This is a genomic window from Salinicola endophyticus (assembly GCF_040536835.1).
In the GTDB taxonomy this organism is placed as follows: domain Bacteria; phylum Pseudomonadota; class Gammaproteobacteria; order Pseudomonadales; family Halomonadaceae; genus Salinicola; species Salinicola endophyticus_A.
On record NZ_CP159578.1, the window covers coordinates 1,758,110 to 1,773,246 of the forward strand.

14 protein-coding genes and 1 rRNA gene are annotated in these 15,137 nt (G+C 65.9%); 8 read left to right on the forward strand and 7 right to left on the reverse strand.

What is annotated here, in order from left to right; genetic code table 11:
* Window positions 1-55: 55 nt before the first annotated feature.
* The 3 genes from rrf (at window position 56) to tusA (ending at window position 1,945) form a co-directional block, all read left to right on the forward strand.
* Window positions 56-171: ribosomal RNA gene (gene rrf / locus ABV408_RS08020) — 5S ribosomal RNA — on the forward strand.
* A 437-nt stretch (window positions 172-608) separates the two neighbouring features.
* Window positions 609-1,679: a 23S rRNA (cytidine(2498)-2'-O)-methyltransferase RlmM gene (rlmM, locus tag ABV408_RS08025; RefSeq protein ID WP_353981894.1), complete on the forward strand. Its 1,071-nt coding sequence runs from the start codon at window positions 609-611 to the stop codon at window positions 1,677-1,679.
* Between the two features lie 20 nt (window positions 1,680-1,699).
* Window positions 1,700-1,945: a sulfurtransferase TusA gene (gene tusA / locus ABV408_RS08030; RefSeq protein WP_353981895.1), complete on the forward strand. Its 246-nt coding sequence runs from the start codon at window positions 1,700-1,702 to the stop codon at window positions 1,943-1,945.
* Window positions 1,946-1,961: 16 nt separating this feature from the next.
* On the opposite strand, the gene ABV408_RS08035 is transcribed toward tusA, so the two are convergent.
* Window positions 1,962-2,657, reverse strand: a complete 696-nt coding sequence (locus tag ABV408_RS08035) for a hypothetical protein (protein ID WP_353981896.1) — start codon at window positions 2,655-2,657, stop codon at window positions 1,962-1,964.
* Between the two features lie 274 nt (window positions 2,658-2,931).
* Window positions 2,932-4,380 (reverse strand): MATE family efflux transporter, encoded by a 1,449-nt coding sequence (locus ABV408_RS08040; protein WP_353981897.1) that lies wholly within the window; start codon window positions 4,378-4,380, stop codon window positions 2,932-2,934.
* A gap of 111 nt (window positions 4,381-4,491) precedes the next feature.
* Here ABV408_RS08040 and ABV408_RS08045 point away from each other — a divergent pair, with 111 nt between their 5' ends.
* Window positions 4,492-5,052 carry an elongation factor P hydroxylase gene (locus ABV408_RS08045; RefSeq protein ID WP_353981898.1) on the forward strand — a complete coding sequence of 187 codons (561 nt, stop codon included), beginning with the start codon at window positions 4,492-4,494 and terminating at the stop codon, window positions 5,050-5,052.
* Window positions 5,053-5,074: 22 nt separating this feature from the next.
* On the opposite strand, the gene ABV408_RS08050 is transcribed toward ABV408_RS08045, so the two are convergent.
* Together ABV408_RS08050 and ABV408_RS08055 are read right to left on the reverse strand one after the other, a co-directional pair.
* Window positions 5,075-5,551 (reverse strand): hypothetical protein, encoded by a 477-nt coding sequence (locus ABV408_RS08050; protein WP_207034692.1) that lies wholly within the window; start codon window positions 5,549-5,551, stop codon window positions 5,075-5,077.
* Complete coding sequence (locus ABV408_RS08055; protein ID WP_353981899.1) at window positions 5,548-6,423, reverse strand: TatD family hydrolase; 876 nt, start codon at window positions 6,421-6,423, stop codon at window positions 5,548-5,550. Before ABV408_RS08055 ends, ABV408_RS08050 begins: the two co-directional genes overlap by 4 nt.
* A gap of 141 nt (window positions 6,424-6,564) precedes the next feature.
* On the opposite strand from ABV408_RS08055, the gene ABV408_RS08060 reads away from it, so the two are divergent.
* Window positions 6,565-8,514 carry an ATP-binding cassette domain-containing protein gene (locus ABV408_RS08060; protein WP_353981900.1) on the forward strand — a complete coding sequence of 650 codons (1,950 nt, stop codon included), beginning with the start codon at window positions 6,565-6,567 and terminating at the stop codon, window positions 8,512-8,514.
* A gap of 56 nt (window positions 8,515-8,570) precedes the next feature.
* On the opposite strand, the gene ABV408_RS08065 is transcribed toward ABV408_RS08060, so the two are convergent.
* Window positions 8,571-9,026, reverse strand: coding sequence for a universal stress protein (locus ABV408_RS08065; RefSeq protein ID WP_035469719.1), 456 nt, complete (start codon window positions 9,024-9,026; stop codon window positions 8,571-8,573).
* 200 nt (window positions 9,027-9,226) lie between these two features.
* Here ABV408_RS08065 and ABV408_RS08070 point away from each other — a divergent pair, with 200 nt between their 5' ends.
* On the forward strand, window positions 9,227-9,748 hold the full coding sequence (locus ABV408_RS08070) for a preprotein translocase subunit YajC (RefSeq protein WP_353981901.1): 522 nt from the start codon (window positions 9,227-9,229) through the stop codon (window positions 9,746-9,748).
* A gap of 9 nt (window positions 9,749-9,757) precedes the next feature.
* On the opposite strand, the gene slyA is transcribed toward ABV408_RS08070, so the two are convergent.
* Window positions 9,758-10,210 carry a transcriptional regulator SlyA gene (slyA, locus tag ABV408_RS08075; RefSeq protein ID WP_207034682.1) on the reverse strand — a complete coding sequence of 151 codons (453 nt, stop codon included), beginning with the start codon at window positions 10,208-10,210 and terminating at the stop codon, window positions 9,758-9,760.
* A gap of 77 nt (window positions 10,211-10,287) precedes the next feature.
* Window positions 10,288-11,415: a DUF5924 family protein gene (locus tag ABV408_RS08080; protein WP_353981902.1), complete on the reverse strand. Its 1,128-nt coding sequence runs from the start codon at window positions 11,413-11,415 to the stop codon at window positions 10,288-10,290.
* 237 nt (window positions 11,416-11,652) lie between these two features.
* On the opposite strand from ABV408_RS08080, the gene fadB reads away from it, so the two are divergent.
* Window positions 11,653-13,821 carry a fatty acid oxidation complex subunit alpha FadB gene (gene fadB / locus ABV408_RS08085; protein WP_353981903.1) on the forward strand — a complete coding sequence of 723 codons (2,169 nt, stop codon included), beginning with the start codon at window positions 11,653-11,655 and terminating at the stop codon, window positions 13,819-13,821.
* Window positions 13,822-13,847: 26 nt separating this feature from the next.
* Window positions 13,848-15,023, forward strand: coding sequence for an acetyl-CoA C-acyltransferase FadA (gene fadA / locus ABV408_RS08090; RefSeq protein WP_353981904.1), 1,176 nt, complete (start codon window positions 13,848-13,850; stop codon window positions 15,021-15,023).
* Window positions 15,024-15,137 lie beyond the last annotated feature (114 nt).

Consider the following 15,137-nt stretch of genomic DNA (forward strand, 5'->3'; position numbering starts at 1 on the left):
GATGTGAAGCCGGTGCGTGAAAGCGTGTCACAGGTTCATGTCGACGTCAGTTTTGCCTGACGACCATAGCGAGTGGGAACCACCTGATTCCATGCCGAACTCAGAAGTGAAACCGCTTAGCGCCGATGGTAGTGTGGGGTCTCCCCATGTGAGAGTAGGTCATCGTCAGGCACCTATACCGAACCCCCGGCTCATGCCGGGGGTTCATTCGTTTTGGGGTCTCTCCCTGGACCCGTTCGTCGGGAACGAACGGGAACCGCTTCAGCGGGCCCGAAGGGCGAGTCTCAGGATGAGACGAGTCAAGTCGCGGAGCGCCCCCCTGAGCGTGTACGAGAGCCTGTCAGGCATCGATACCGAACCCCAGTCTCGAGAGAGGCTGGGGTTCACTCGTTTTGGGGCTTTCCCTGACTCATTGATCGGTAACCCCAGCAACGCACACGGAAAACCGGCAGGCATCGAACGAACCCTCGGCTCAGGCTGGGGTTCGTGCGTTTTGGGCCTCGATACGGCGGTATCGAGGCCGGACTTTCCTGGACAGCACCTGCTCCCTGACGACACGTGGTATCGTGTCGCCCACGATTGATGAGTATCCGAAAGAAGAGGCGAGTGTGAGCCAAGTCCCCAACGCATGGCTGCTTTACTGTCGGGCCGGTTTCGAATCCGACCTGGCTGCGGAGATTACCGAGCGCACCGCGGCGGCCGGTGAGCTGGGGCATATCGCCCTGGCTGAACCCGATAGCGGCTTCGTCTGCTGGCAGACCGAGTCTGGCCCGGCCAACGCCGTGCATCGCCAGCTGCCGCTGGCATCCCTGGTCTTCGCGCGTCAGTCGCTGGTGGCCTTCATGCCGCTGACCCTGGATCGGGAAGATCGGATCTCGCCCATTGCCCGCCTGGTCGAGGAGAGCGGCTGGAGCTTCGAGGCGGTCTGGCACGAGACCCCGGATACCAATGATGGCAAGGCGCTGGGGCGCTTGGCGAAGTCACTCAGCCGCCCGTTGGAGAGCGCGCTGAAGCGCGGCGGCGGGCTGCGCCGCAAGGCCGGTGGTAGGAGGCTGCATCTGTTCTGGCTGGCCGGTGATCGCGTCCAGGTGGGAATCAGCTTTCCCGGCAATCGCAGTGAACACCCCGGCGGTGTGCTGCGTCTGCGCCACCCCGCCGATGCCCCTAGTCGCTCCACGCTCAAGCTGGAGGAGGCCTGGCATACCTTCATCCCGAGGGAGAGTTGGGAGACCCGGCTCTCTTCCGCGATGCAGGCGGTCGATCTCGGCGCGGCGCCCGGAGGCTGGACCTACCAGCTGGTGCGCAAGGGGCTGTTCGTCTATGCCATCGATAACGGCCCCATGGACAAGGCCCTGATGGCCACCGGCCAGGTCGAGCATCTGCGCGAGGATGGCTTCGTCTGGGAGCCGCCTTATCGTCTGGACTGGCTGGTCTGCGATATCGTCGACAAGCCGATGCGGGTGATCGACATGGTCGAGCGCTGGCTGATGCGGCGCTGGTGTCGGGAAGCGATCTTCAATCTCAAGCTGCCGATGAAGAAGCGCTGGGACGAAGTGCGGCGCTGCCTGGCACGGCTCGAAGAGACGCTGCATACCCACGGTGTCAGCGCGACCATCGCCTGTCGCCACCTGTATCATGATCGTGAAGAAGTCACCGTGCACGTGCGGATCGACGGATGACGACGCCGGAGGAGGGCGACATGCAGAGTCAGGACACAGTGCAGGAAGAGACGCTCGACACCCAAGGGCTCTACTGCCCGGAACCGATCATGCTGATGCACAACAAGGTGCGCGATATGCAGCCGGGGCAGATTCTGCGGGTGATCGCCACCGACCCCGCGACGACACGCGACATTCCCAAGTTCTGCAGCTTTCTGGGCCACGAACTGATCGAGCAGAGCGAAGAGGATGGGCGCTACCGCTATCGGCTGCGGCTCGGCGGCTGAGCGTGGACTGCCGGGCTCAACTGCCCGGCATCACCATCAGTGCCAGTGCTTCCAGCGTGTCCGGATCTTCGTTGCGGATACGATTGGCGATATAGCGCTGAAAAAAGTAGAGCGTCTCGTGCCGGCTACGTCCGGGATAGAGGCAGTCATCCCCCGGCAGCACCGGTAACGACTCGACGCGGGCGTCGTCGACCAGCATGGCATCGACGGTGCCGTCGCTGTAGAGATGCCAGGCGACGATCTGCTTCAACTGCCAGGGGCGTCCATCGCTGTCCATGCACAGGGCGTGGGTGCCCTGGGTCTCCGGCAGTTGCTGGGTCAAGGAGATGTCCGGCGTCTCTTCATAGTCGAAATAGGCCGCGGCATGCTCGAGTTCGGCGATCTTGTGCTCCGGGGCGATGTGGAAGATCTCCTGCGTCTCGGGGTCGCGGTAGCCGACGAAATGACCATACTCCGGGTCATCGAGTTCGTGGCAGGCGCTGAGACTCTCCATCCACGGCACCAGTCCCACTACCTCGCCATCTTCACGCAGCCCCCAGGCCAGCAGGGGCATGGCGTAGAGAGTATCGGGCTCGGAAGCGAGGTAGTAGAGCATTTCCAGCCCGTCGAGCTCGGGCGACAGTCTGACCAGCCGCTTTCTTGCCCTTAGCCGGTGCCTCATGGTCTCGAGATCGATGATCTGCGCGGAGCGGGGGGAAAGTTGGCTTCCCATGGCTACCCTCCTGGTCGGCAATCGGTCGGCTTGGGCCTCGGAACCACCTGCAGCCGCTGTGGTTATATCACTCGCTGTTGCCTCGTGTGGCTGGTTACCGCGTCACGCCACTGTCTAAGATCTGCTCGCTACCCCTTGTCTGTCTATCACCTATCTATCATCTATAGCTACTGTCACGGCATACGACCACTGTCATGACCAGAGTCACCTGCATGGCCTGGAGCCACTGTCATGACGACTTGAAGTCACTATTAGCACAGCCTCTGCCGGGGTGTTAAGCCCCGGCGGTCGATTTTCCAACGCCGTGTGCGGCCTGGCGCGATGTGCGGCCCTTGATCAGCAGGCGCCAGCCCAGCATCAGGGCGGCTGCGGTCAGGCCCGCGTTGAGCCCGATCCAGTAGCCATAGATGCCCAGCTCGGGGATCCCTGCCAGGCCACGCCCCAGGGTATGCCCCACGCCCAGCCCGATGACCCAGTAGGCGATCAGGGTGATGCCCATCACCACCCGGGTGTCCTTGTAGCCGCGCAGCGCGCCCGCCAGGTTGACCTGCAGCGAGTCCGAGACCTGGAACAGCATCGCCAGCAGGATCAGCGAGAGCGCCAGCGACTGCACGGCGCTATCGGCGCTGTAGAGGGTCACGATGGGACGGGCCAGCAGCCACAGCACGGCGCAGTTGAACAGCGCCAGCAGCAGACCCACGGCCACCCCGTTCCAGGCCACGAAGCGTGCTTCGCCCAGGTCGCCGGCTCCCATCCGGTTGCTGACCCGTACCGTCAGCGCCATGCTCAACGACAGCGGCAGCATGAACAGGATCGAGGTGACGTTGAGCGCGATCTGGTGGGCGGCGACGGTGACTTCACCGAGATAGGCGACCAGCAGCGTGATCACGGTGAATAGAGTGACCTCGAAAAAGATCGCCAGCCCGATGGGCAGACCGATGTAGAGCAGCTCGCCGATCTCTCTCAGACGCGGCGCGGTCGGCGCGGTCCAGATCACCACCGGGGCATAGGCGCGGCTGCGGCGGGTGTACCAGGCCATGCCCAGACACATCGACCACATCGACAGCGCCGTGGCGATGCCACAGCCCAGCGCACCCAGCGCCGGCAATTGCTGCAGCGGCGCGGGCACGCCGCTGCCGAGCAGTTCGACCAGCCCCGGGCCGCCGTAGATCAGCAGGTAGTTGCTGGGCACGTTGACCGCCAGCCCAATCAGGCTGATCCACAGCGCCGGGCGCGTGTGATGCATGCCGTCGGAGAAGGCACGCAGCGCCTGGTAGAGCGCGACCGCTGGAATCCCCAGGGCCACGGCGCCGAGATAGTCGGTGGCCAGGGCAGCGACCTCTGCGGGCACCTGCATCCAGCGGAACACCAGACCCGAGCCCAGCCCGAGGATGAGTGCCGCGAGGCAGCCGAATACCAGCGCGACCCATAGCGCCTGGTGCACCTTGGCGCGCACGTGCTGGGGCCGGCCGGCACCCATTTGATGGGCCACCAGCGGTGTCAGGCCCATCAGCGTCCCGGTCATCAGCAGCATCATCGGCACCCACAGGCTGGCCCCGACCGAGACCGCCGCGAGGTCTGTGGCGCTGGCGCGCCCGGACATGATTACATCGGCGGCGCTCATGCCGGACTGAGCCAGCTGGGCGCCGCAGATCGGCAGACTCAGACGCAGCAGCGCCGCCGTTTCGCGACGCCAGCGCGGCAAGCGGGGTAGGGTCGACACGGCTCGCTCCTTGACCGGACGGACAGGGCGGGAATATTAGCAGGAGTCGCTGGGGGATGCTCGGCGCCGGGCATGGACTTCCGTATACTGCCGGCCGGTCCAGGAGGAGTCATGGTGCACGCAATCGATGATGTCATGGCGCTATTCGATGGGGTCTTCGCCGACACCTTCAATACGCGTCTGGTCAAGGGCGGCGGCGAGCCGATCTATCTGCCCGCCGGTGGCGATGTCGGCTATCACCGTATCGTCTTCGCCCACGGGTTTTTCGCCAGTGCCCTGCACGAGGTGAGCCACTGGTGCATCGCCGGCACGGCGCGGCGTCAGTTGGAGGATTACGGCTACTGGTACGAACCGGATGGCCGCGATGCCGACCAGCAGGCGATATTCGAACAGGTCGAGGTCGCCCCGCAGGCGCTGGAGCGGCTGCTGTGCGAGGCCTGCGTCAAGCCCTTCGAGGTCAGCGTGGACAACCTCGATGGCGTCGCCGTCGACCGCCAGGCCTTCGCCGCCAAGGTCGCGGCACGCGCCGAGCGCTATCGTGATCAGGGCTTGCCGTCGCGTGCCGAGGCTTTCGCCGCCACGCTGCGGGCGTTCTACCGTCGAGGCGAGACGCGGGACGTGGCGATCGCTGCCGGCCGCGCGCGGCTGGCAGCGGTGCTCACCAGCGCTTGATCACCGCTGCCTGCCGCGGCCATCACCCCTGGGTCAGGCGCTGGTGCAGATAGAGCATCACCTGGACTTCGTGCTCGGGGCGCAGCGGCTCCAGCCCCAGCTCGCCGAAAAGCTCGCCGCGGGCGCGCGACCACTCGCCGGGCGATAGATCCGGGTAGAGAATCTCCGCCGGTGCCAGTTCGACGAACGGGTCGACGCCGAAGTCGTCGAACATCCGCGACAGCGCCGCTTCGTCATCCTGCACGCCGGCGGTATAGAGCGTCTGACTGAAGTGGTCGTTCTCCAGCTCGCGCAGCACGTCCAGCGGGCTCACGCCGAACTGGCGCAGCTCGTCCAGGCCGTAGCCGCCAAGCGAGAGAAGCTCCTCGTCGAGCCAGTCGTCGTCGGGCTGGATCAGGGTGTGCTTGACCTGGCCGTTGGGCAACGCCCAGGCAATCGCCAGCGGTATGGCGTTGTCATCGCCGGTCTCCACGGCAATGAAACCGGGAAATTCGCTCATGGCTCGAAAGTCTCCTGCAGACGGAAGAAGCGGCTGGCGGTCCGGGTGGTGACGCGGGCCAGCGTCTCCTCGTCTTCGCCGCGCCAGCGCGCCAGCTCCCTCACTATCCAAGGTAGCAGAGCCGGCTCGTGGCGACGGCCCTTGATCTTGGCCGGCAGGTTGCGCGGCAGCAGATAGGGGCAGTCGGTCTCCACCATCAGGCGTTCGGCGGGCACCTCAGCAATGAACTCACGCAGATGGTGGCCGCGACGCTCGTCGCTCAGCCAGCCGGTCTGGCCGATATGCAGATCGAGGTCGAGATAGCCGTAGAGGGTATCGCGTTCGCCGGTGAAGCAGTGGATCACCGCATCGCTCAAGCGGTGGCGCCACTCGTGCAGCATCTCCAGCATGCGCCGGCCGGCGTCACGCTCATGGAGGAACAGCGGCAGCCCGGACTCCGCGGCCAGTGCCAGCTGCGCCTCGAAGGCCCGCACCTGTTCCGCCGGCGAGGAAAAATTGCGATTGAAGTCGAGCCCGCACTCGCCGACTGCCACCACGCGGGGCTGGGCGTGCAGTTCGCGCATGCGGCGCTCCAGCGTGGCATCCCAGTCGGCGGCGTGGTGCGGATGTACGCCAGCGGTGGCCCACAGGTTGGGGTGGCACTGGCTCAGCTCGCAGGCACGCTCGGAACCATCGGGGTCGGCGCCGGTCACGACCAGGGCGCGCACGTTAGCCGCCTCGGCCCGGGCCAGGACTGCCGGCAGATCCGACGCGAAGCTCTCGTGGGTGAGGTTGGCGCCGATATCGACCAGTGCCGCGGGGGCGGAGAGACGCAGCGCTTCGGGGAGCGGCGAGTCGGCGGCTGACAGGGCGTCGTGGGGCGTGTCGCTCAAGCGGCACTCCTTGCAGTGGGTGTTTCGAAGCCGCCCATTGTAGAACGCCGGCCCCGCGAGTGCAGCCTGCTATCGGTGCAGCCGTCCCGGCAGGGTACAATGGCCAGCGATCATGCATGCATCACCACCGAGAGGATCAACGTGGCCCTGCTTCGCCTGGAACAACTGCAACTCGCCTATGGGCACCACAGCCTGCTGGATGGCGCCGACCTGGTCATCGAGAAGGGCGAGCGTCTGGCGCTGGTCGGCCGTAACGGCACCGGCAAGTCGACCCTGATGAGGCTGATCGCCGGCGACAACCAGGCCGACGACGGCCATGTCTGGCGCGCCCCCGGGCTCAAGATCGGGGTGCTCGAGCAGGCCCTGCCGGACGCCGATCAGGCGACGATCTTCGAACTCGTGGCCCAGGGGCTGCCGGAGACCGGTGCCCTGCTGACCGAGTATCACCAGCTGGTGGCCCAGGCCGAACCCGACATGCGCCGTCTGGAAACGCTGCAGACCCGGCTCGAGGCACTCGACGGCTGGTCCTTCCATCAGCGCATCGATACCGTGCTGACCCGGCTGGGCCTGCCGGCGGACACCCTGATGAGCGATCTTTCTGGCGGCTGGCGGCGGCGTGTAGCGCTGGCCCGGGCGATGGTCGCCGGCCCCGATCTGCTGCTGCTCGACGAGCCCACCAACCACCTCGACATCGACACCATCGCCTGGCTCGAGACCCAGCTGCTGGCCTTCGAAGGCGCGGTGCTGTTCATTACCCACGACCGCGCCTTCCTGTCGCGGCTGGCAACCGCGATTCTCGAACTGGATCGCGGACGCCTGGGACGCTACCCCGGCGACTACGCCACCTATCAGGCACAGAAGGCGCATGAACTCGAGGTCGAGGCGCGCGAGCGTGCCGAGTTCGACAAGAAGCTGGCCCAGGAAGAAAGCTGGATCCGTCAGGGCATCAAGGCTCGGCGCACGCGTAACGAAGGGCGCGTGCGTGCGCTCGAGAAGATGCGCGACGAGCGCGCCCAGCGGCGCGAGCGCACCGGCAAGGCGTCGTTCCAGGTCGACAGCGGCGAGCGCAGCGGCAAGCGCGTGGTCGAGCTGAAGGGCGTCACCCACGGCTACGCCGAGGCGCGCGGGGGTGACGGCATTGTCATTCGAGATCTGTCGCTGGAGATCCAGCGCGGCGATCGCATCGGCCTGATCGGACGCAACGGGGCTGGCAAGACCACTCTGCTCAAGATCCTGCTCGGCGAGCTGACCCCGAGCGCCGGCGAGGTGCGGCTGGGGACCAACCTGAGCGTGGCCTACTTCGATCAGCTGCGCGCGGGGCTCGAGCTCGACAAGAGCGTCTACGACAACGTCGCCCAGGGCAGCGACAAGGTCAGCGTTGGCGGCAAGGACAAGCACGTCATCAGCTATCTGCAGGACTTCCTGTTCACCCCGGAGCGGGCGCGCCAGCCGGTGCGCGCACTCTCGGGCGGGGAGTCCAATCGCCTGCTGCTGGCCAAGCTGTTCACCCAGCCGGCCAATGTGCTGGTGCTCGATGAGCCCACCAACGATCTTGATGTCGAGACGCTGGAGCTGCTCGAGGAGCTGCTCCTGGACTTCGAAGGCACGCTGCTGCTGGTCTCCCACGACCGCGCCTTCATGGACAACGTGGTCACCGGCGTGCTCGCGTTCGAAGGCGATGGGGTGGTGCGTGAATACGTTGGCGGCTATAGCGACTGGGTGCGCCAGGGTGGCAAGCTGCCACCGGCGCCCTGGGAGCAGCCGGCGGCCCCGGTGGACGCCGAGGCTGGCAAGACGAGAGACAGCGCGCGGGGCGGCAGTCAGCCGGCGGCCCCCGCAGCGGCGGACAAGCGCCGCCAGAAACTCTCCTACAAGCTGCAGCGCGAACTGGATGCGCTACCGGCGACGATCGAAGCGCTGGAAGCCCGCGTGGCCGAGTTCGAGACGCGCATGAGCGACCCCACCTTCTATCAGCAGGAGAGTGGCCAGGTCACCGCCACGCTGGAGGCGCTGGCACAGACTCAGGCGGAGCTGGACGCGTCGATGGAGCGTTGGATGGAGCTGGAGGCCATGTCGGAAGGAGAAGGCTGAGCTCTTGATGGTCGAGAGGCCCATCGCGCGGCGTGGCGCGATGGGCCGGGTGGCGGTTACTCGGCGCTTTCGCCATCCTTGCCCACGCGCACCGCGAGCACATCGCACTCGGCGCCGTGGAGCACACCGGTGGAGGTGGAGCCCAGCAGTAGCGCGAAGCCGTGACGGCCGTGGGAGCCGACCACGATCAGATCGACGTCGTGATCCTTGGCAAAGCGCTGGATTTCGGTATCGGGCATGCCGACCACGATGTGCTGATCCTCGCGCGGAATATCGTAGGGATCGGCGATATCGCCCAGACGCTGGGTGGCGTGCTCGTCCAGCTGGTCCTGGATGCTGGTGAGATCCATCGGAATGTCACCGCCGTAGGCAAAGCCGAGCGGTTCCAGCGTGTGCATGATCGAGAGCTTGGCCTGATTGCGGCGGGCAATCGGGATCGCGCGCTCGAGCACCTTGTGCGAATCCTTGGTGAGGTCTACAGCGACCAGCACGTGGTGATATTCGTTGCTCATGGGTGAACCCCCCATCCGGCGAATGACAATACCCACTCTAAGCTGGGTCCATTGGGCATACAACGGCGGCGACGCGCGCAGGCCGCGGCGTGCTGCCGCAGCCGATCATCGTTCATGCCGGCGTTGGGCGCAACGCTTTGTAAACAGACACGAAAACACGACGTCCGTGATGAGACGCGTGGTCAGGGAGAGTGTGCGGTATGGCGGTACTGGGATTTCTGCTGGTGGCGGTGCTGTTGATGCTGTCGCCGATGATGTGGTTGCGCCCGAGTCGGGCCGAGTCGGTGCGTGGGCGGCTGCGGCGGCACGCCAAGGGAAACGGCGGCGAGCTGTCGTTTGCCAAGGCGCCGCTGGCGCAGCCGGATCTGCCGCTGACCGGCTATCGCCTGCGCTACCCCGGCACGCTCACCGGCAGTGACTTCACGCTGGTCAGGGACCGGGTCGGCAGCGATGCGCTGGCCCCGGCAGCAGCGGGCTGGCGCTGGCGGCAGGCGCCGCTGCCGTCGCTCGACGCCGAGCGCCTGGCCGCGCTCGAGGCGTGGCTCGAGACGCTGCCCGAGGATGCGCTGGCAGTCGAGTCGCACCAGCATACGCTGTGCGTCTGGTGGCAGGAGGCGGTAGAACTGGCGCGCTTCGAGCGCGAGTGGCCGAGCTGGCAAGCGATGCGCGATACGCTCGCAGGCAGCGGCAATCCGGCGCCACCACCCGCCCGGCCGGCGTGAAGGATGGGCTCAGCCGGCCCGGTTCTGCTCCGACTGGCGCTGCAGCGCCACGCCGTTTTTCTCGATGCGATCGAGCATGCTTTCGAAGGTGTCCATCTCTTCGGCGCTGAAACCGGCCAGCATCTCGTCTCGCACCTCGTCCACGATCGCTTCGATCTGCTCCAGCAGCGGCGCCGCCTCCTCGGTGAGGTGCAGACGCTTGGTGCGACGATCCTCGGCGCAGGGGCGGCGCTCGATCAGGTTCTGCTCGGCCAGCTGGTCGAGCGTGCGCACCAATGACGGTGCCTCGACACCGATCGCCCGGGCCAGGTCGCACTGCGCCTGGCCACCACCCATGCGGCGCAGGTTGTAGAGCGTCACCCAGCGGGTCTGGGTCAATCCCAGCGGCGCCAAGCGTTCATCGATGACGGCACGCCAGAGTCGTGGCAGGCGCGCCAGTTTGAAGCCGATATGTTGCGGCATAGCGGATTACCTAAAATCGTGAACGTCCTAACATTCTCCAAAGCGCCGCAGGATAATGCAAGTCGTGGCGGCTGCGGTCACTCGCCGCGGCCGCCGAGCAGGTGGCGAATGTTCCAGCCGGGGATGCCCGGGGGCCGATGGATATGCCCGTCGGCGCGGGTGGCGTCGGCGTCATCGGCCACCGTGAAACGCAGCGTACCGATACGCTGACCGACCGCGGTGGTGACGTCGATCTGCCAGCGCCCGCTGACATCGCCGCTGAAATTCTGCTTGTGGGTCCAGGCGCGGTAGCCCTGGTCGCGTCCGCCGTGGATGATCAGGGCGATACGCTCCACCACCTGGCCGTCGTGGCGCCAGACGTGGTAGATCTTCTCGCGCAGGCCGCGCGGGGCGCGAATCGCGGTGTAGGCGTAGAGGCCGCGAGCGCGCAGGTTCTCTGGCGTCAGCACCATCTCGCCACGCGGCGTGCGGGCGGCGGTGTCGAAGCCCGGCGAGAGCGCGCTGCCCGAAAGCCACAGCGTCGCCGGCGGGATCCAGGCACGCCCGCTCCAGGCGATGCCGCCGAGCAGGATCAGCAGGCCGAACATCGCCAGCCAGCGCACCGCGCCCGCGGGGCGCAGCAGGCCGATCAGGCTGGGCAGGCTGAAGAAGGTCATGGCGGCGATCGCCAGCACCAGGCTTTCGCCGGTGGTCAGGCTGAACATGATCGGTAGTGTCACCAGCATGACCACGAACACGCACAGCGAGTGGAGCAGAAAGTAGAGCCAGCGGTGGCGCTGGGAGAGGCCGAAGTAGAGCGGATCGAGAATCGCCAGCAGTGCACAGCCCACCAGCAGGCCGGTGAACAGCGCCTGGCCGCTGGCCCAGATCGTGGTCGCCAGGAAGAAGGGCAGGCAGAAGAACAGCGTCTCCTGGTGCACCATCTGGGTGATGAAGGTGGTCACCGCGCGGGGAAGACCGGATTGCCTGCCGCGCCGCGAGAGCCAGCGGCTGGCCACGCTCTCGACGATCAGCAACAGCCAGGTCAGCAGCAGGCCGATCGCCAGCACGGCGCCCAGCCACTGCTGGCGGTTGACCAAAAAGAACCCCAGCAGGCCGAGTACGAAAGCGATGGGTGGCCACAGCCACAGATAGCGTTGCAGCCGAGCGATGAGTGGCTCCAGCCAGGCGAGCCTGGCGGGGACCGCGACCTCCTTGTCGATCACGATGAAAACGTCCTCGTTGTGCCTATTCTGCGGGGTGGGTCGAATCACTTGGCCTACGCTGAGAGACTTAAGGCCGGTGCGGCCTCATTCTAGTCGCAGCCAGGCGTCGGTCGCGACTTTGGTTGAGCTTGACGCTACCCTCGGCGCGGCTCAAGCTGATGCTATTCAAACGCTCGTATGATTCGCTTTCGGGGCTGATCCCGAAGGTGGTTTCGCAGCCATGGCACGGAGAATCCCATGCTCTATCAAGGCGATGCCATTCGGATGGCGCGGGAGGCGGACAACGTCGTCGTCCTCACGCTCGATCTTAAGGCGGAATCGATCAACAAGCTCTCGTCGCAGGTGATCGCGGAGCTGCAGGAAGCGGTGACGGCGCTGGAGCGCGAAAGCGACGTCGCGGGGCTGGTGATCGCCAGTGCCAAGGACGTCTTCGTGGTCGGTGCCGACATCACCGAGTTCCACGCCATGTTCGCCAAGGACGAAGCTTTCCTGGTCGACATGAACATGCAGATCCATGCGCTGTTCAATCGCATCGAGGATCTCGCCTTCCCCAGCGTCACCGCGATCAACGGCCTGGCCCTCGGCGGCGGCTGCGAGCTCTGCTTGACCACCGACTTCCGGGTCATGGCGGAGAGCGCCCAGATCGGCCTGCCCGAGACCAAGCTCGGGATCTTGCCCGGCTGGGGTGGCTGCGTGCGCCTGCCGCGCCTGATCGGTGCCGACAACGCGGTGGAGTGGATCGCCGGTGGTAGCCAGAACGACGCTGCCACTGCGTTCAAGGTGGGCGCAGTGGATGCCGTTGTTCCGGGTGATCTGCTATTGGACGCCGCGCGTGACGTGCTCGCCAAGGCTCGCGCCGGCGATCTCGACTATCCGGCGCGGCGCGCCGAGAAGAAGGGCCCGCTCAAGCTCAATGCGGTCGAGCAGATGATGGCCTTCGAGACCGCCAAGGGCTACGTCGCTGGCAAGGCTGGCCCCCATTATCCGGCGCCGGTGGAGGCGATCCGGGTGATCCAGAAGGGCGCCGGCGAGGAGCGCGAACGGGCCCAGCAGATCGAGGCCAACGCCTTCGCCAAGCTGGCCAAGACCGATGTCTGCTACAACCTGGTGGGGCTGTTCCTCAACGATCAACTGGTCAAGAAGCGCGCCAAGCAGTACGAGCGCGACGCCAGGACGGTAGCCCAGACCGCAGTGCTGGGTGCCGGCATCATGGGCGGCGGCATCGCTTACCAGAGCGCCTACAAGGGCACCCCGATCCTGATGAAGGACATCAAGTCCGAGGCGCTGGAACTGGGGCTGAAGGAGGCGCGCAAGCTGCTGACCAAACAGCTCGAGCGCGGCAAGCTGAGCCAGACGCGCCTGGCCGAGGTGCTGAGCAATATTCGCCCGACGCTCTCCTATGGCGATTTCGGCGAGGTCGACCTGGTGGTCGAGGCGGTGGTCGAGAATCCCAAGATCAAGGGCGCAGTACTCAAGGAGGTCGAGGCGGCAGTGGGCGAGGAGACCATCCTCGCTTCCAACACCTCGACCATCTCGATCGACCGTCTGGCAGCCAATCTGTCGCGGCCGCAGAACTTCTGCGGCATGCACTTCTTCAACCCGGTGCACCGCATGCCGCTGGTCGAGGTAATTCGCGGTGAGCACACCTCGGATGCGGCAGTGGCGGCGACGGTCGCCTATGCCCGCCAGATGGGCAAGACCCCGATCGTGGTCAACGATTGCCCCGGCTTCCTGGTCAACCGGGTGCTGTTCCCCTATTTCGGCGGCTTCAGCCGTCTGGTCGAGCTGGGTGTCGACTTCGAGCGCGCCGACAAGATCATGGAGCGTTTCGGTTGGCCGATGGGGCCGGCCTATCTGCTCGACGTGGTCGGCATCGATACCGCGGTTCACGCCAGCGAAGTGATGGCCGAAGGTTTTCCCGAGCGCATGGGGCAGGATGGCAAGTCGGCAATTCAGGTCATGCTCGACAACCAGCGCCTGGGGCAGAAGAACGGCCAGGGCTTCTACCGCTACGAAGAGGACAAGAAGGGCAAGCCCAAGAAGCTTCACGACGACGAGGCCCACCGGCTGGTGGCCGAGGTCAAGCGCGAGACACGCGAGCTCGACGATGACGAGATCATCGCGCGCATGATGGTGCCGCTGTGTCTGGAGACCGTGCGCTGTCTCGAAGAGGGCATCGTGGGCTCTCCCGCCGAAGCCGACATGGCATTGATCTACGGCATCGGCTTCCCGCCGTTCCGCGGCGGTGCCCTGCGCTATATCGACGCCATGGGCTGCGCCGAATTCGTCGCCCTGGCCGAGCGGCTGTCGGCGGAACTCGGCGCACTCTACGCGCCCACCGAGCGGCTGCGCGAGATGGCCAGCCGGGGCGAGCGCTTCTACGCCGAGGCCGGCGACGGCGCCTGATTTCACCACCAACCGGAGTCAACGTTATGAGTTTGCATGCAAGAGATGCCGTGGTGGTCGATGCCGTTCGCTCTCCCATGGCCAAGGCCAAGCATGGCGCCTTCCGCAACGTGCGCGCGGAGAATCTCTCTGCCGCGGTGATGCAGGCGCTGTTCACGCGTAACGCCGGGCTCGATCCGGCTGGGGTCGACGACGTGATCTGGGGCTGCGTCAACCAGACCCTGGAGCAGTCGATGAACATCGCCCGCAATGCGGCGATTCTCACCGGCATTCCGCGCTCGGTGCCGGCGCAGACGGTCAACCGCCTGTGCGGGTCGTCGATGAGTGCGCTGCACATCGCGGTGGCCAACATTCGTGCCGACATGGGCGACTGCTACCTGATCGGCGGCGTCGAGCACATGGAGCACGTGCCTATGACCCACGGGGTCGACGTCAACCCGGGGGCGAGCAAGCACGCCGCCAAGGCGGCGATGATGATGGGCCTGACCGCCGAACTGCTGGGCAAGATGCACGGCGTCACCCGCGAGCAGCAGGACGAATTCGGCCTGCGCTCGCATCGGCGCGCCAGCGACGCCAACCGGCAGGGCTGGTTCGACAACGAGATCGTACCGATCGAAGGACACGATCAGCAGGGCTTTCGCACGCTGGTCAAGCACGATGAGGTGGTGCGCGAGGATGCCAGTCTCGAGCAGATGGCCTCGCTCAAGCCGGTGTTCGATCCCAAGAACGGTACCGTCACCGCGGCGACCTCGTCAGCACTCTCGGTCGGCGCCTCGGCGCTGATGGTGATGAGCTACGAACGCGCCAAGTCACTGGGTCTGAAGCCGCTGGCCAAGGTCGTCTCCACCGGGGTGGCCGGCTGCGACGCCTCGATCATGGGTTATGGCCCGGTGCCGGCGTCGCAGAAGGCGCTCAAGGCCGCCGGGCTCAAGATCGCCGATATCCAGACGGTCGAGCTCAACGAAGCCTTCGCCGCACAGTCGATCCCGGTGCTCAAGGATCTCGGCCTGCTCGATCGCCTCGACGAAGCGGTCAACCTCAACGGCGGTGCCATTGCCCTCGGCCACCCTCTGGGCTGCTCCGGCGCCCGCATCTGCACCACGCTGCTCAACGTGATGCGCCAGAAGGACACCAAGCTGGGGTTGGCGACCATGTGTATCGGCATGGGGCAGGGCGTGGCGACGGTGTTCGAACGGCTCTGATCGCGTAGTGTGTGAATCCGCCGTAGCGCATCACGCTGCGGCACCCGACGCCGGTAGCTCGCGGACGCGAGCTACCGGCGTCATACTGAGAAGCGTCACTTCACCAGCCACCCG